This window comes from Rhodocyclus tenuis, from assembly GCF_014197755.1.
Lineage (GTDB): Bacteria > Pseudomonadota > Gammaproteobacteria > Burkholderiales > Rhodocyclaceae > Rhodocyclus > Rhodocyclus tenuis.
The window spans coordinates 394400-407550 of record NZ_JACIGE010000002.1; the positions used below are offsets into that span (position 1 = coordinate 394400).

Annotated in this window: 18 protein-coding genes; all 18 read left to right on the top strand. The window is 66.4% G+C overall.

Going from position 1 to position 13151, the window contains the following annotated elements; genetic code table 11:
• The first annotated feature begins 12 nt into the window (after window positions 1-12).
• The 18 genes from GGD90_RS04525 to GGD90_RS04610 all read left to right on the top strand — a co-directional run bounded on the left by GGD90_RS04525 (window position 13) and on the right by GGD90_RS04610 (window position 13087).
• Complete coding sequence (locus GGD90_RS04525) at window positions 13-183, top strand: hypothetical protein (protein ID WP_153114613.1); 171 nt, start codon at window positions 13-15, stop codon at window positions 181-183.
• A 2-nt stretch (window positions 184-185) separates the two neighbouring features.
• A complete protein-coding gene (locus GGD90_RS04530) occupies window positions 186-686 on the top strand; it encodes a gp436 family protein (RefSeq protein WP_153114614.1) in 501 nt (166 codons plus the stop codon).
• A complete protein-coding gene (locus GGD90_RS04535) occupies window positions 686-1189 on the top strand; it encodes a phage virion morphogenesis protein (protein ID WP_153114615.1) in 504 nt (167 codons plus the stop codon). Before GGD90_RS04530 ends, GGD90_RS04535 begins: the two co-directional genes overlap by 1 nt.
• Complete coding sequence (locus tag GGD90_RS04540) at window positions 1179-1790, top strand: phage protein Gp37 (RefSeq protein ID WP_184414921.1); 612 nt, start codon at window positions 1179-1181, stop codon at window positions 1788-1790. The genes GGD90_RS04535 and GGD90_RS04540 overlap by 11 nt, the downstream gene beginning before the upstream one ends.
• Window positions 1791-1796: 6 nt before the next feature.
• On the top strand, window positions 1797-2162 hold the full coding sequence (locus GGD90_RS04545) for a Gp49 family protein (RefSeq protein WP_153114617.1): 366 nt from the start codon (window positions 1797-1799) through the stop codon (window positions 2160-2162).
• Between the two features lie 4 nt (window positions 2163-2166).
• On the top strand, window positions 2167-2364 hold the full coding sequence (locus tag GGD90_RS04550; RefSeq protein WP_153114618.1) for a DUF2635 domain-containing protein: 198 nt from the start codon (window positions 2167-2169) through the stop codon (window positions 2362-2364).
• 15 nt (window positions 2365-2379) lie between these two features.
• Window positions 2380-3858 carry a phage tail sheath subtilisin-like domain-containing protein gene (locus GGD90_RS04555; protein WP_153114619.1) on the top strand — a complete coding sequence of 493 codons (1479 nt, stop codon included), beginning with the start codon at window positions 2380-2382 and terminating at the stop codon, window positions 3856-3858.
• A 17-nt stretch (window positions 3859-3875) separates the two neighbouring features.
• Window positions 3876-4226 (top strand): phage tail tube protein, encoded by a 351-nt coding sequence (locus GGD90_RS04560; protein ID WP_153114620.1) that lies wholly within the window; start codon window positions 3876-3878, stop codon window positions 4224-4226.
• Between the two features lies 1 nt (window position 4227).
• On the top strand, window positions 4228-4578 hold the full coding sequence (locus GGD90_RS04565; protein ID WP_153114621.1) for a phage tail assembly protein: 351 nt from the start codon (window positions 4228-4230) through the stop codon (window positions 4576-4578).
• 124 nt (window positions 4579-4702) lie between these two features.
• Window positions 4703-6490 (top strand): phage tail tape measure protein, encoded by a 1788-nt coding sequence (locus tag GGD90_RS04570; protein ID WP_153114622.1) that lies wholly within the window; start codon window positions 4703-4705, stop codon window positions 6488-6490.
• Entirely contained in the window at window positions 6487-7755 is a 1269-nt protein-coding gene (locus tag GGD90_RS04575; protein WP_184414923.1) for a DNA circularization protein, read from the top strand. The genes GGD90_RS04570 and GGD90_RS04575 overlap by 4 nt, the downstream gene beginning before the upstream one ends.
• A gap of 82 nt (window positions 7756-7837) precedes the next feature.
• Entirely contained in the window at window positions 7838-8965 is a 1128-nt protein-coding gene (locus GGD90_RS04580; protein ID WP_153114624.1) for a phage baseplate assembly protein, read from the top strand.
• A complete protein-coding gene (locus GGD90_RS04585) occupies window positions 8962-9561 on the top strand; it encodes a phage baseplate assembly protein V (protein ID WP_153114625.1) in 600 nt (199 codons plus the stop codon). Before GGD90_RS04580 ends, GGD90_RS04585 begins: the two co-directional genes overlap by 4 nt.
• The gene (locus tag GGD90_RS04590) at window positions 9558-10010 is read left to right on the top strand and encodes a phage GP46 family protein (protein ID WP_153114626.1); all 453 of its coding nucleotides are present in this window, start codon (window positions 9558-9560) and stop codon (window positions 10008-10010) included. The genes GGD90_RS04585 and GGD90_RS04590 overlap by 4 nt, the downstream gene beginning before the upstream one ends.
• A gap of 1 nt (window position 10011) precedes the next feature.
• Complete coding sequence (locus GGD90_RS04595; RefSeq protein ID WP_153114627.1) at window positions 10012-11082, top strand: baseplate J/gp47 family protein; 1071 nt, start codon at window positions 10012-10014, stop codon at window positions 11080-11082.
• Window positions 11073-11675 (top strand): YmfQ family protein, encoded by a 603-nt coding sequence (locus tag GGD90_RS04600; protein ID WP_153114628.1) that lies wholly within the window; start codon window positions 11073-11075, stop codon window positions 11673-11675. The genes GGD90_RS04595 and GGD90_RS04600 overlap by 10 nt, the downstream gene beginning before the upstream one ends.
• Window positions 11676-12662: a tail fiber protein gene (locus tag GGD90_RS04605; RefSeq protein WP_153114629.1), complete on the top strand. Its 987-nt coding sequence runs from the start codon at window positions 11676-11678 to the stop codon at window positions 12660-12662.
• A 14-nt stretch (window positions 12663-12676) separates the two neighbouring features.
• A complete protein-coding gene (locus tag GGD90_RS04610) occupies window positions 12677-13087 on the top strand; it encodes a hypothetical protein (protein ID WP_153114630.1) in 411 nt (136 codons plus the stop codon).
• Window positions 13088-13151 lie beyond the last annotated feature (64 nt).

Genomic DNA, 13151 nt, shown 5'->3' on the forward strand with positions numbered 1-13151 from the left:
CAGGAGACTGCCGTGGGAACCTACATCGCCAACACCCCGATCAAGACCATGCCGAACGCCGAGACGAAGGAGATCGTCGTCGTGCCCGAAGGCGGCTCGCTCGAACTGTCCGACACCGAGGCTGCTGAACTGCTCGCCATCAAGGCCGTGAGCGGTCCGGTCGACGCCAAGAAAGGCAAGTAGCCATGTCCTACGCCACCGCCGCCGACCTGCTCGCGCGCTTTGCGGCCGAGGAGATCGCCCAGCGTGTCGATCGGTCGACCCCGCGCCTGGTTGGCCCGGAGCTGCTTACGGCAGCGGTGGCGGGCGAGAGCCTGGCGGCGTGGTCTGCCGCCGAGCGCGCCGCCGTGGCCAGCGCGCAAGCGCTGATTGCGCAGGCGCTGGCCGATGCCGACAGCACCATCGACGGCTATCTGGCCACGCGCTACGCCGTGCCGATGGCCAACCCGCCGGCGGCGGTGACGCGCCTGGCGTGCGACCTGGCGCGTTACTTCCTGCATGACGATAACGCGTCCGAAACCATCCAGAAGCGCTACGACGCGGCGCTCTCCTTCTTTCGCGACGTCGCAGCCGGCAAGGTCTCGCTGGGCGATCCGGCCGACACGCCCGCCGCCAGCGGCGGCAATGTCGAGATGACCAGCGCGCCCGCCGTGTGGCGGCGCAGCGCGTCGGCGGACTTCATCTGATGGACGCCTGGATCAAGATCGAAGACGGGCAGATCAACGGCGCGCTGCGCCGGCTGATCGCGCTCGGCCGCGATGCCTCGCCAGCAATGCGCGACATTGCCGCCATTGGCGAGAACAGCACGCGCGCACGCTTCCGCAGCCAAACCGGCCCCGATGGCGTGAAGTGGCAGCCGAGCCTGCGCGCTCAGCTGGCCGGCGGCCGCACGCTGACGAAGGATGGCCACTTGTCCGGGTCGATCAACGGCCGCGCCGGCGCCGACTTTGCCGAGTGGGGCGTCAATCGCATCTACGCGGCGATTCACCAGTTCGGCGGCACCATCCGCGCCAAGTCCGGCGGTGCGCTCAAGTTCCGGCTGCCGGGTGGCGGCTTTGCCGTCGTCAAGGCAGTGAAGATGCCGGCGCGCCCGTTCCTCGGCGTCAATGCCGACGACCGCGACGACATCCTCGACGCGCTCGCCCGGCGCATCAATGGCGCGATCGGAGGGGCCTCCCATGCTGGTTGAACTCGAAACCGGCCTCGTCGCGCTGCTGCGTGCGTCGCCGCTCGCCTCGCGTTTGCGCCAGGTCGATTCGCTGCCGGACCTCGACGGCGACAGCCTGCTCGGCCGCTTTTCGACCGACGCGCCGGCGGTCTATGTGGCGATGGGCTCGTTCCCGGTCGTCCGCGGCTATGCGCGGCCGAAGTTCGGCATCGCTTGCGTGGCCAAGAACAGCCGCAGCCAGCAGGCAGCGCGCCACGGCGACGGGGTCGCCATCGGCCTGTACGAAATGCTGGACGCGGTGATGACGCTGGTCGACGGCGCCACGGTCGGCGCCGGTGATGCCATAGCCGGCTTTGAGGTGCTCTCGTGCGACCAGGTCGCCAGCGAGGCGATCGCCAAGAAAGGCCTTTACGTCGGCGTAGTGCCGATCCAGGCATCCGCCGATGTACGCCTGCAGCTGCCGATCAACGAAGCGGACCTTGCCGCTTTTCGCACCTTCCACGCCGCCACCGACATCGACGCGCAGGCCAGCGCGGCCGAGCACAGCAAGTGGCTCCAGGAGCCGCCGGATTACAGCACGTCGGCACCCGGACTGACCGACACCCTAAAACTTCAGGAGTAAGCAGTGATGCCCGACCAAATCGAGAATGAAATCCAGGCAAAAGGTCTGACGGCGCCGCGCATCACGCCGGCGGACATCGAGGCGAACATCGCCAGCGAGCACTACTTCACCGCCGCCGATGGCTTGTTGTCGGCAGGCGGTTCTGGGGTGCAACACATCGAGGGGATCGATAACTTCAAGGCGCTCGGCTTGCTCACTTTCTGCGTCCTCGTACTGCGCAATGGCTTCACCGTCACCGGCGAGTCGGCATGCGCCTCTCCCGAAAACTTCGACGCCGAGATTGGCCGCAAGATCGCCCGCCAGAACGCCATCGCCAAGATTTGGCCGCTGATGGGCTACTGCCTCAAAGACCGCCTCGCCAACAAGGAGTAACTCAATGGAAAAAATCTTCGCCACGCCGAAGCCCGGCGTTCTCGTCCGGCACGAAAACGGCAAGCCGCTCGACCCCGCCGGCGAAGCCGTCGAGCGCACGTCGTACTGGCTTCGCCGCGAGCGCGATGGCGATGCCACGCTCGGCCCGGTGCCTGAGCAGCCCGCGGCCGCCACCGAAACGGCCGTTAAAGCCAAGTCCTGATCAACGGAGCCCACCATGCCCGACAACATCAACTTCCTGACCATCCCCATTGATTGGCGGGTGCCCGGTCAGTTCATCGAAATCGACCACACCAAGGCGGTCCGCGGCCTGCCGGGAATGGCGCGCCGTATCCTCATCCTCGGCCAGCGCCTCGCCACCGGCACCGTTGCCGCTGGCGTGCTCACCCGGGTGACGCGTGCGACCGACGGCGTCAATTACTTCGGCCGCGGATCGCAGCTGGCGCAAATGATTGCCGCCGCCAACCAGGTCAATCCCTACACCGAAATGTGGGCGCTGGCCGCTGACGACCTGCCGGCCGGTGTGGCGGCCACCTATACCATCACCGTCACCGGCGCGCCCACCGAGGCGGGAACGGCCTATCTCTACATCGGCGGTCGGCGGATCGCCATCGGCATCAGCTCGGGGCAGGCCGTTGCCGCCATTGCCACGGCCATCGCCGCGGCCGTCAATGCCGACCTCGATTCGCCGGTGACGGCCACCTCCGCCGCTGGCGTGGTAACGCTGACCGCCCGCCACAAGGGCGCCGACGCCGGCGCCATCGACGTGCGCTGGAACTACTACGACGGCGAGGCAATGCCGAAGGGCGTCACGATGGCCATCGCTGCCGGCGTTGCCGGTAGCGGCAACCCCGACGTGCTCGCGCTGATTGCCGCCATGAGTACCGGCGCCTACTACAGCATCGTCATGCCATGGAGCGACACCGCCAACCTGGTGGCGATGGAGACCGAGCTGCAGAGCCGCTGGGGCGGCATGGACATGCGCGCCGGCCACGTGTTCGCCTTCAAGGCCGGCACTGCGGCGACGCTGTCGACCTTCGGTTCCACCCGCAACAGTCCGCACAGCACGGTCTTCGGGCTCAACGGCTCGCCGACGCTGCCCTGGGTGATTGCCGCACAGGCCGCCGCTGCGGTCGAGTTCTCCGGCGGCAACGATCCGGCGATCCCGTTCCGCGGCCTCTCCCTGCCCGCAGTGATGGCGCCGGCCGAGGCGCTGCGTTTCACCCAGACCGAGCGCAACCTGATCCTGCACGATGGCATCAGCACGATCATCTTCGACGAGTCGGGCGCGGCAATGGTCGAGCAGGTGATCACCACCTACCAGACCAACACCTTCAGCATGGACGACCGCAGCCTGCTCAAGCTGAACGTCAAGTGGACGGTCGATTACATGCGCTACGTCTTCCGCTTTGCGGTCGCGCGCGACTATCCGGCGCACAAACTGGCCGACGACGACGTGCTCGAGCGCATCGCCCCGGGGCAGAAGATCGCCACGCCGAAGCTGATCCGCAACACGCTGATCGCCGCCGCCGCCCAGTTGGAATACGTCGGGCTGCTCGAAGACCTCGACGGCTTCAAGCGCGAGCTGAAGGTGCTCCGTTCGGTTGCCGACGAGTGCCGCGTCAATGCCGTGCTGCCGCCGAACGTCGTCAATCAGTTCGACGTCTTCGCGGCCGCCGTTCAATTCATTCTGTGAGTGTGAGGTAAACAAAAATGGGACAACTGACCGGACGCGCCTACGTCACCGTCGCCGGCAAACGCATGGCGTCGAAAGAAGGCGCCAAGCTCGGCTTCGGCAACCCGGAGCGCACCGCCGAACTGGGCGATTCGGGCGTGCTCGGCTACAAGGAAAAGCCGACCGTGCCTTACGTTGAATGCTCGATCGCGCACAGCGCCGACACCTCGCTGCAGGAGCTGGCGGACATGGTCGACGTGGTGGTGTCGTTCGATACCGACACGAAAAAGAGTTACGTGCTGCGCAACGCCTGGTGCGCGAAGGCGCTCGAGCTCGACAAGGGTGAAGTGGCCTTGCGCTTCGAAGGCATGAGCTGCGAGGAGGTGTGAGATGAGCGAGAAAAAGCACCCGCTGGGCTTCACCTTCGCCGACGGCCGCGTGTCCGGAACGCTGCGAGTCGGGCTGTCGGTCAACGGTGTCCTGCATCGTGATTTCGAGGTGCGCGAGGCGACCGTAGATGATCTGCTCGACGCCGAACTCGAAGCCGACGTGACCAAGCCGCTCAACTTCAACGCGCAGCTGATGGTTCGCCAGCTGGTGCGCGTCGGCAGCTTCGAAGGCCCCTTCACTGTCGGCATGATCCGTCGCCTGAAGCCGGTCGACTGGCGCATCCTGCGCGCTGCTCAGTCGGAGATCGATGATCTGGGGGAAGACGAGCCGGACAGCGAGCCGGCCTCCTGAACCAGGTATTGCTACTGGCCATGAAAACCGGCTGGAGCCGGGCTGAGATTCTCAGTCTGGCGCCGGCCGAGTTCAATCACTACCTGAGCGTTATCGTCGCTGCCAAAGCGGGAAACCCTGATCAATGAGCAATCGCGACCTTTCCCTTGCCTTGCGCCTTTACACCGACTCGGCGCGCTTTGTCGCCGGGCTGACGCAGGCAGGGGGAAGTGTCAGCCGCTTCGCGAAGGGCGCGAAGCGCGAGATCGATACGCTCAAGGGCGCGATGAGCAGCCTGCAGGGGCAACTGGCGACGCTCGGCGTCAGCGTCGGCGCCGTCGCCACGGCTGCTCAGAGCGGGCGCATGGACAAGAGCCTGACGCAGATCGGACAGACGGCAGGAATGTCTCGCGGCGAGGTTGAGAAGCTGCGCAGCGAACTTTTCCGTATGTCTGGCGAGACTGGGCAGAATGTCGATGACCTGCAGGGCGGCTTTAATAACGCCGTTCAAGCCGGTCTCAAGTTCAGCGAAGCACTGCCGGTCATCGACGCCACCAACAAGGCGATGGCGGTAACCGGCGCTAGCGCCGATCGGCTGACATCCGGGCTGACCGTTGCGTCGACTGCATTCAATTTCGATCTATCCAAGCCCGGCCTGGCGGCGCTGCTCCTGGACAAGATGACTGTCGCCGGTCGCCAGGGAAACGCCGAACTGCAAAACCTTTCCGACATTTTCGCTCGGGTCGGCGTCAACGCCGCCTCGGCAGGCATGGGATTCGATCAGACGCTCGCCTTCATCGAGACCCTGTCGCAGGTCGAAAAACAGCCTGAGCGTCTTTCCACACTCGCCGACAGCACCTTGCGCCTGTTCACAAACCTCAAGTACATGAAGGCGGCAGCCTCGGCAACGGGCGTCAAATTCTTCGACGCGAAGGGTGAGCGCCGCAACGTTGCCGACATCTTCAACGACCTCAAGGCAAAGTACGACACGCTGAAGACGGATAAGGCCCGCGCAATCTTTCTGCAAAACGCGTTTGGCGAGGCCGATCTCGACACGATCAAGGGGCTCAAGACCTTATTGGGAGGAAACAGCCTGAGCAAGTTTGGCGAGTTCAGCGCCGCGATCGGCGCCGCTGGCGGAGCGATCTCGCGTGATCTACCGGAGGCAATCAGCAACTCAATCGACCAGACCGGGCGCCTGAAGGCCGCCCTTCGCCTGGCCGCCGACGACTTTGTAAGGCCGCTCAACGACACCTATCAGAAGTGGGTCGGTTTCGCCCTGGACAAGAAAGAGAACGGCGGACTCGGTATCGACGGCAAGGACATGATCCTCGGCGGCGCGCTCGGCGCTGCCGGCATCTTCGGCGCCGCCCGCTATGGTGGCAAGGCGGTCGGCGCCTTGGCCAAGCGCTTCGGCGGCACGGCCGCCGGCGTCGCAGAAGGCAAGGCACTGGAAGCGGCCATGGGTGTGACGCCGGTCTTCGTGGTCAATTGGCCTGCCTCGATGGGCGGTGCCGCCGACATTGCTGGAGCGGCCGCAGGTGCCGGCGCCGGTGGTGCGGCGGCAAAGGCCGCCAGTCGCGCCAAGTCGCTCGCCGTTCTCGCGGGTGGTCTGCCCTTGTCGGCATGGGGCAGCATGGGCGCGGCCGGGCTGGCCACCGCCGGCACGGGCGTTGTCGGCGCCGGTGCCGCCGGCTATGGCATCGGCAGCGCGATCAATCAGCTGCTCAACTGGGGCACCTCGAAGCTCTCCGGGGAGCAATCGCTCGGCGCCTTGATCTATGAATGGATGCACAGCGAGGAATCGAAGGTCGGCGGCGAAATCCGCGTCCGCGTCGACCAGGACGGCCGCGTGAGTTCGGTAGCGGCTACCACCAGCAACCCGCGCGTGCCGATGAACGTCGATGCCGGCCGCACGATGGTGACGCCGTGAGCCAGCGCTACGTCGCGCCCTGGCGCAAGTCGCTCAAGCCGGGTTCGTTCCGCGGCGTGCCGTTCGGCGTGAAGAGTGCGCAGACGCAAGTCGGCCGGCGCGTGGCGATCCATGAATACCCGCAGCGCGATGACGCCTACCCCGAAGACCTTGGCCTCAAGGCCGATGCCTTCACAATCGAAGCGATCATCGTCGGCCCGGACTATTTCAAGGCACGCGATGCGCTGATCGAGGCGCTGAAGCAGCGCGGCGCGGGCACGCTGATTCATCCGTACTACGGCGAGCGTACCGTCACGCTGGCCAGCCCGGCGCGGATCTCCGAATCTCCCGAGGACGGCGGCGTCGCCCGCTTCTCGCTCGACTTCATCGTCGCCGGCGAGAACACCGAGCCATCGGCGCGGCAGGATACGCAGGCCGCCGTCGAGTCGGCGGCGGACGACGCCAATGACGCGATCGCCGACGATTTCGCGAGCGACTTCTCCGTCGACGGCCTGCCTGATTTCGGGGTCGCCGCCGGCCTCAAGGCAGCGAAGGACGCAATGAAGTCTCTGGAAGCCGCGCGCCGCTCGCTGGTGCCCGACTTGTCGGTGCTGTCCGACGTGATGGCGGCAGCCAATGGCGTAGTCGGCAGCCTCAACAGCCTGATCCGTGCGCCGGCCGCGCTCGCGCAGAGCGTCCTTGGCTCGATCGGCACGCTCAAGGCGCTGGCGAAGAGTCCGCTCAACGCGCTCAATTCGTACCGCGGCCTGTTCAACTTCGGCAGCAGCCAATCACGCGTGCCGACGACGACGCCGTCACGGGTTCGCCAGGCGGCCAATCAGGCGGCAATGTCCAACCTGGTGCGCCGAGCGGCGTTGGTCGAGGCCGCCCGCATGGCAAGCCGGGCGAGCATCGCGACCTCCGACGAGGGCGCCGCGCTGCGCGAGAATCTGTCGGCACGCCTTGACGACGAAGCGGCCGGCATCGTGCCGGCGCCGACCGGCAATGGCACGCCGGCACAGACCGTGGTCGAGGTATCGGAACCTGTCTATCAGGCGCTGACCGCGCTGCGCGTCGCCCTGGTACGCGACCTGACGGCGCGCTCGATCAACGCCCCGCGCGTGACGACCGCCACGCTGCCGGCGACGCTGCCGGCGCTGGTGGCAGCCTACCGCATCCACGGCGATGCGACGCGCGAGGATGAGCTGATCGCGCGCAATCTGCGCGTGATCCGCCACCCCGGCTTTGTTCCGGGCGGCGAGGCGCTGGAAGTCATCTCGCGCTAAGTCTTCGGGCAGCATCCGGCCGGCGAGCCGGTTGTAACGTCGGTTAATTGGTGCCTCGCGCGCGCGACCGTAGTCTCGCCGCATGGCTACGCAAGACAAACTCTCAGGCATCGCGGAACTCCGGATCGCCGGCGCCTATTACGGCGGCTGGAAATCGCTGCGCGTCACGCGCTCGATCGAGCAGCTGGCCGGCACCTACGAGTTGGAAATTACCGAGCGCTGGCCGGGTTCGCTGCGGCGCCGGCCAATCCGCCCCGGGCAGCCGTGCCAGCTGCTGCTCGATGGCGATGTGGTCATCACCGGCTACGTCGATACCGTGATGGTGGATTTCGACGCGACCCGTCACACGCTGCGCGTGTCCGGCCGCGACAAGACGGCCGACCTGGTCGATTGCTCGGCAGCCTACAAGACCGGCCAGTGGCACAAGGTCAAGATCGACCAGCTGGCGCGCGATCTGCTCAAGCCCTACGACATCGCGGTCATCATCGACGACGGCGTCGACATCGGCAGCGCGCTCGACTCGTTTTCGATCCAGGAGGGCGAGAGCGTTTTCGAGTGCCTGGAGCGTGCCGCGCGGTTGAAGGCGCTGCTGCTCACCAGCAACCCGGATGGCGACCTGGTCATCACCCGCGCCGGCAAGCACCGGCTCGACTACGGGCTGGTCGAGGGCGACAACATCAAGGCGGCGCGCGGCGAGTTCTCCTGGAAGGAACGCTTTTCCAGTTACACGGTGAAGGGCCAGGGACGCCTCGGCGCCGAGGGCGACCAGGTGCATTCGTCGCCGTCGGCCAAGGTCGCCGACGACATCATCACGCGGCCACGGCCGCTGATCGTGCTGGCCGAGGCGCACAGCAAGAATGCGACGCTGAAGGATCGCGCCGAGTGGGAGCGCAACGTCCGCCGCGGCCGCAGCGCGCGCGGCTCAGTCACCGTGCAGGGCTGGGTCGATCCGGCTGGCAACATCTGGCAGCCGAACACCATCGTTCCGGTCACGTCGTCGATGCTCTTGCTCGACGCCGCCGAGATGCTGATCGTCGGCTGCACCTACACGCTCGACGACCAGGGCGGCACCCTCACCGAGCTGGCCATCTCGCAGCCGGAGGCATTCCAGCTGCTCGAAGGCGTTACCCAGTCGCGCCTCTTCGGCAAGCTCAAGACGAAAGAGCAGCGCGACCGGAAAGAAAAGGTCGAAGACTGGAGCGACCAATGATGGACGCGCAGACGCTGGTCGCGCGCATGATGGCGCCGCTCGCCCGCCGCTTGCGCCTGATGGTCGGGCGCGGCGTGGTCACTTCCATCAACGACGGCGGCAAGGTGCAGACAGCGCAGGTGAAGCTGCTCGACGGCGAGGTGCGCGACGGTGTCGAGATCCTGCAGCAGTACGGCATGACCTCGATTCCGCCGGGGCAGCGCGAGGGGCTGTATTTCGCCGTCGGCGGCGATCGCGACCACGGCGTGATGATCTGCGTCGCCGATCGCCAGTTTCGCCTGCGTGCGATCGCGCCGGGTGAAGCCGCGCTCTACGACGATCTTGGCCAGCGCGTGCATCTGACGCGCGAGGGCATCGTCATCGACGGCGCCGGCCTGCCGGTGAAAATCTTCAATACGCCGCAGGTGACGATCGACACGCCGCTGGTGAGCATGACGGGCAACCTTGCCGTTGCCGGCAACATCGTTGCGCAGGGCGATATCAGCGACCACGGCACGCGCAGCATGGCCGGCATGCGCGGCACCTACAACGACCACACCCATCACGAAAACGGTGTCGGCGGCAGCACCAGCAAGCCGTCGCAGGCGATGTCATGAGCGACCTGCGCAGCGTTTTCGTGGACATGGACCGCGGCGCCGATCTGGCGCTCGAGCAGTTCGCGCTGGCCACCGACGACGGGCTGGAGACAGCAGTCATCCTGTCGCTGTTCACCGACGCTCGCGCGGCCGACGACGACACGCTGCCGCTCGGGCAGAGCGACCGCCGCGGTTGGTGGGGAGACGCGTATCCGCCGATCGCCGGCGATCGCATCGGTTCGCGGCTGTGGCTGCTGCGCGCCTCCAAGCAGCTGCAGGCGTCGCTCACGGCAGCGAAGGAATACGCCGAGCAGGCGCTGGCGTGGCTGGTGGCCGACGGTGCGGCGCGGCGCGTCGAGGTGGAAACCTTCGTCGCCCGCGACGAGGTGATGGGGATGATCGTCCGCATCCATCGGCCGGACGGCAGCGTTGCCCCGATCCGCTTCGAAACCCTCTGGAACCAGGTGTGAGATGCCTTTCGTTCGCCCCGATCTGCCAACCCTGATCGAGCGCGCCGTCGCCGATATCGAGAGCCGCTTTCGCGGCGCCGATGCGCGCCTGCGCCGCTCGAATCTCACCGTGCTGTCCCGTGTGCATGCCGGCGCCGTGCATGGGCTGTATGGCTATCTCGACTGGATCGCCCGCCAGATTCTCGTCGACCAGTGCGACGACGACATCCTCGAGCGCCACGCCGCGATCTGGCTGCCGTCCGGCCGCGTGCCGGCCTCATACGCCGCGGGAGCGGCAACGGTAACGGGGAGCAACGGTACCGTCATCGAGGCCGGCACGGTCTTCAAGCGGCAGGACGGCGCGGCCTTCGTGAGCGAGGGCGAAGCGACGGTCGCCGGCGGTGTTGCGGTGCTGACGCTGGTGGCCAGGGAGCCGGGACAGACCGGCAACACGCCGGCAGGCGCGCCCCTGGGCATCGAGTCTCCGATCGACGGCCTTAACGCCACCGCGACGGTCGGCAGCGATGGGCTCTCCGGCGGCGCCGACATCGAGGACATCGAGAGCCTGCGCGCCCGCGTGCTCGCCCGCATCCAGCAGACGCCGCACGGCGGCGCGGCGCATGACTACGTGGCGTGGGCGCTGGAGGTTCCAGGCGTGACGCGCGCCTGGTGTTATCCGCTGGAGATGGGCGACGGCACGGTGACGGTGCGCTTCGTTCGGGACGACGACGCGAGCCTGATCCCGGATGCAGCCGAGGTGGCCGCGGTGCAGGCCTACATCGACACGCTGCGGCCAGTTGGAATGCAGCTCTACGTCGTCGCGCCGATCGCGGTTCCGGTCGCGTTTCAGATCCAGCTCACGCCAGCGACGGCCAGCGTAAAGGCGGCGGTCGAGGCGAGCCTGCGCGATCTGCTGATCCGCGATGCCGAGCCGGAAGGCGGCGGCAACGAAGGCAAGATTCCGCTCTCGCACATCCGCGAAGCGATCTCCCTGGCTGCTGGCGAAACCGACCATGTTCTGCTCTCACCGGTCGCCGACATCACGCTGGCCGTCGGCCAGATCGCGACCTTCGGGAGCATCGCATGGGCTTGAACGCTGCCGCTTACCGCGCCCAGCTGCAGGCGCTGCTGCCGAGCGGCGCGGCATGGCCGCGCGCGGCCAATGCGGCCCTCACCCGGCTGCTCGATGCGCTGGCCGAGGAGTTTGCGCGCGTCGATGCGCGCGGCGGGTCGGCGCTCGACGAAGCCGACGGTCGCGCGGCGCTGGAGCTGCTCGCGGACTGGGAGCGCGTCTGCGGTCTTCCCGACACCTGCGGCGCTGGCGTGGCCACGACGCTGCAGGAACGCCGCGCTGCCGTCGTCGCCAAGCTGACCGCGCTTGGCGGCGCCAGTCCGTCCTACTTTCTCGGGTTGGCCGAGGCGATGGGCTACACCGTCGAACTCGACGAGTTCCGGCCATTCCTCACCGGCGTCAATCGCTGCGGCGACCGCCTCGGCGGTGGCGCTGCAGTACGCCATCAGTGGCGAATTCGCGTCACCGGCCCGCGGTTCACCGCCTTTCGCGCCGGCGCCAGCCAGTGCGGCGATCTGCTCGGCAAGATCGATCGCGCCGCCGACCTGGAGTGCAAGCTCAAACGCCTCAAGCCGGCACACACCCGGCTGATTTTTTCCTACGAAGGAGCGTAAATGAAATACGTCCAACCCATCGGTGCCGCGGCGGGGGCTGCGTACGTTGATGCCGCGCCTGCCAGCGGTATTGAAGGCAGCGCAGTGCCGGCGGCGGCGATTGAGCACCCGCAGCGCGAGATCGAAGCCGTCATCATCGGTGCAGGCTTCGTGCCAGCGACCGGCGACCTCACGCAGCTGCGCCAGGCAATCGTCAAGATGATCCAGTCCGGACAGCGCGCGGTCATCATCAGTAACGCCACCTTCGCTGCCGCCGTCACCGGCACGGGCAAGGCGGTGTATTGGGATGCCGGGAACAGCCGCTTCGACCTGGCGCTTGCTGACGGGACAGCAAAGCAAAGCTGCGTCGGTTTCGCCGATGTGGCGAATGGCAACGTCTATGCGTTCGGCGACGCAGTGCTGTTCACGGGGCTGACGCCCGGCGCGCGCTATTACCTCGACGGCGCGACGGCGGGGGCGATCACGGCGACGGCGCCGACCAATGCGGTCTTCGTCGGCATCGCGCGGAATGCAACGGAGTTGTTCGTTGACGTCGATGCTGGGAGTGGTGCGGGCGTTCCGGTCGGGACAGTCATACACGTCGCTCGTAATTCAGCGCCTACTGGCTATCTCAAGGCAAACGGGGCGTTACTGTCTCGCACGACATATTCGGAGCTCTTCGGAGCGATTGGAACAACTTACGGTGCGGGCGACGGGGCGACTACATTCGCGCTACCGGACTTGCGCGGAGAGTTCGTACGCGGCTGGGATGACGGGCGCGGCGTCGATTCTGGGCGCGTTTTCGGGAGTGCGCAAAGCGACGATTTCAAGTCTCACTCGCACCAGCAAACGACAAACAATACCGACTACGGCAGCGGAGTTTATGGGGCAAACACCTCGGGCAACGCAGCGTCGGGGTCTGTTGCGTCGGGCAACTACACGTTGTCGGCGGGCGGATCAGAAACGCGTCCGCGTAACGTCGCTTTGCTTGCTTGCATCAAATACTAGGACTAGGAGGAGCCATGTCACAGAAGATCGTTTCTCAACTCGATGCTGATGGCTACTTTCGTGGTCCGGCGACAGCTGACGAAAGCCCCCGCGATCCGGGGAAATTCCTCCTCCCCGGTGGTTGTATTGATCGCGAGCCTCCAGCGGTAATCGAGCCAGGAAAACGGTATCGTCCTCATGGAGATGATTGGACCTGCGAAGACATGCCGGAGCAGACTCCGATCCCCACTCCCGCAAACAGCCGTGTAGCGGAGATATATGGGCGACTGCTTGCCATCGACTCCGAAAGCATTCGCCCGGCCCGCGAGATTGCCACTGCGGTCGCGTCTGCCCAAGCGGTGCCAGCATTCGCGGCGAGCAAGCTAACAGCGCTCGAATCGGAAGCGGCAGCGCTACGCGACGAGCTGTGGAGGCTGCTGGCATGACGCGCATCATTGAGCATCAGGCCCCCCGCAAGCCGGATTGATTGGGGCCACCGTCATTGCGCTA

Bases quoted from the DNA above. Each gene is read 5' to 3' on its own strand.
- GGD90_RS04545 (WP_153114617.1), top strand. From the start codon at position 1,797: ATGCCCGACCAAATCGAGAATGAAATCCAGGCAAAAGGTCTGACGGCG.
- GGD90_RS04570 (WP_153114622.1), top strand. From the start codon at position 4,703: ATGAGCAATCGCGACCTTTCCCTTGCCTTGCGCCTTTACACCGACTCG.
- GGD90_RS04600 (WP_153114628.1), top strand. From the start codon at position 11,073: ATGGGCTTGAACGCTGCCGCTTACCGCGCCCAGCTGCAGGCGCTGCTG.
- GGD90_RS04535 (WP_153114615.1), top strand. From the start codon at position 686: ATGGACGCCTGGATCAAGATCGAAGACGGGCAGATCAACGGCGCGCTG.
- GGD90_RS04540 (WP_184414921.1), top strand. From the start codon at position 1,179: ATGCTGGTTGAACTCGAAACCGGCCTCGTCGCGCTGCTGCGTGCGTCG.
- GGD90_RS04530 (WP_153114614.1), top strand. From the start codon at position 186: ATGTCCTACGCCACCGCCGCCGACCTGCTCGCGCGCTTTGCGGCCGAG.
- GGD90_RS04555 (WP_153114619.1), top strand. From the start codon at position 2,380: ATGCCCGACAACATCAACTTCCTGACCATCCCCATTGATTGGCGGGTG.
- GGD90_RS04605 (WP_153114629.1), top strand. From the start codon at position 11,676: ATGAAATACGTCCAACCCATCGGTGCCGCGGCGGGGGCTGCGTACGTT.
- GGD90_RS04585 (WP_153114625.1), top strand. From the start codon at position 8,962: ATGATGGACGCGCAGACGCTGGTCGCGCGCATGATGGCGCCGCTCGCC.
- GGD90_RS04560 (WP_153114620.1), top strand. From the start codon at position 3,876: ATGGGACAACTGACCGGACGCGCCTACGTCACCGTCGCCGGCAAACGC.
- GGD90_RS04610 (WP_153114630.1), top strand. From the start codon at position 12,677: ATGTCACAGAAGATCGTTTCTCAACTCGATGCTGATGGCTACTTTCGT.
- GGD90_RS04580 (WP_153114624.1), top strand. From the start codon at position 7,838: ATGGCTACGCAAGACAAACTCTCAGGCATCGCGGAACTCCGGATCGCC.
- GGD90_RS04590 (WP_153114626.1), top strand. From the start codon at position 9,558: ATGAGCGACCTGCGCAGCGTTTTCGTGGACATGGACCGCGGCGCCGAT.
- GGD90_RS04565 (WP_153114621.1), top strand. From the start codon at position 4,228: ATGAGCGAGAAAAAGCACCCGCTGGGCTTCACCTTCGCCGACGGCCGC.
- GGD90_RS04550 (WP_153114618.1), top strand. From the start codon at position 2,167: ATGGAAAAAATCTTCGCCACGCCGAAGCCCGGCGTTCTCGTCCGGCAC.
- GGD90_RS04595 (WP_153114627.1), top strand. From the start codon at position 10,012: ATGCCTTTCGTTCGCCCCGATCTGCCAACCCTGATCGAGCGCGCCGTC.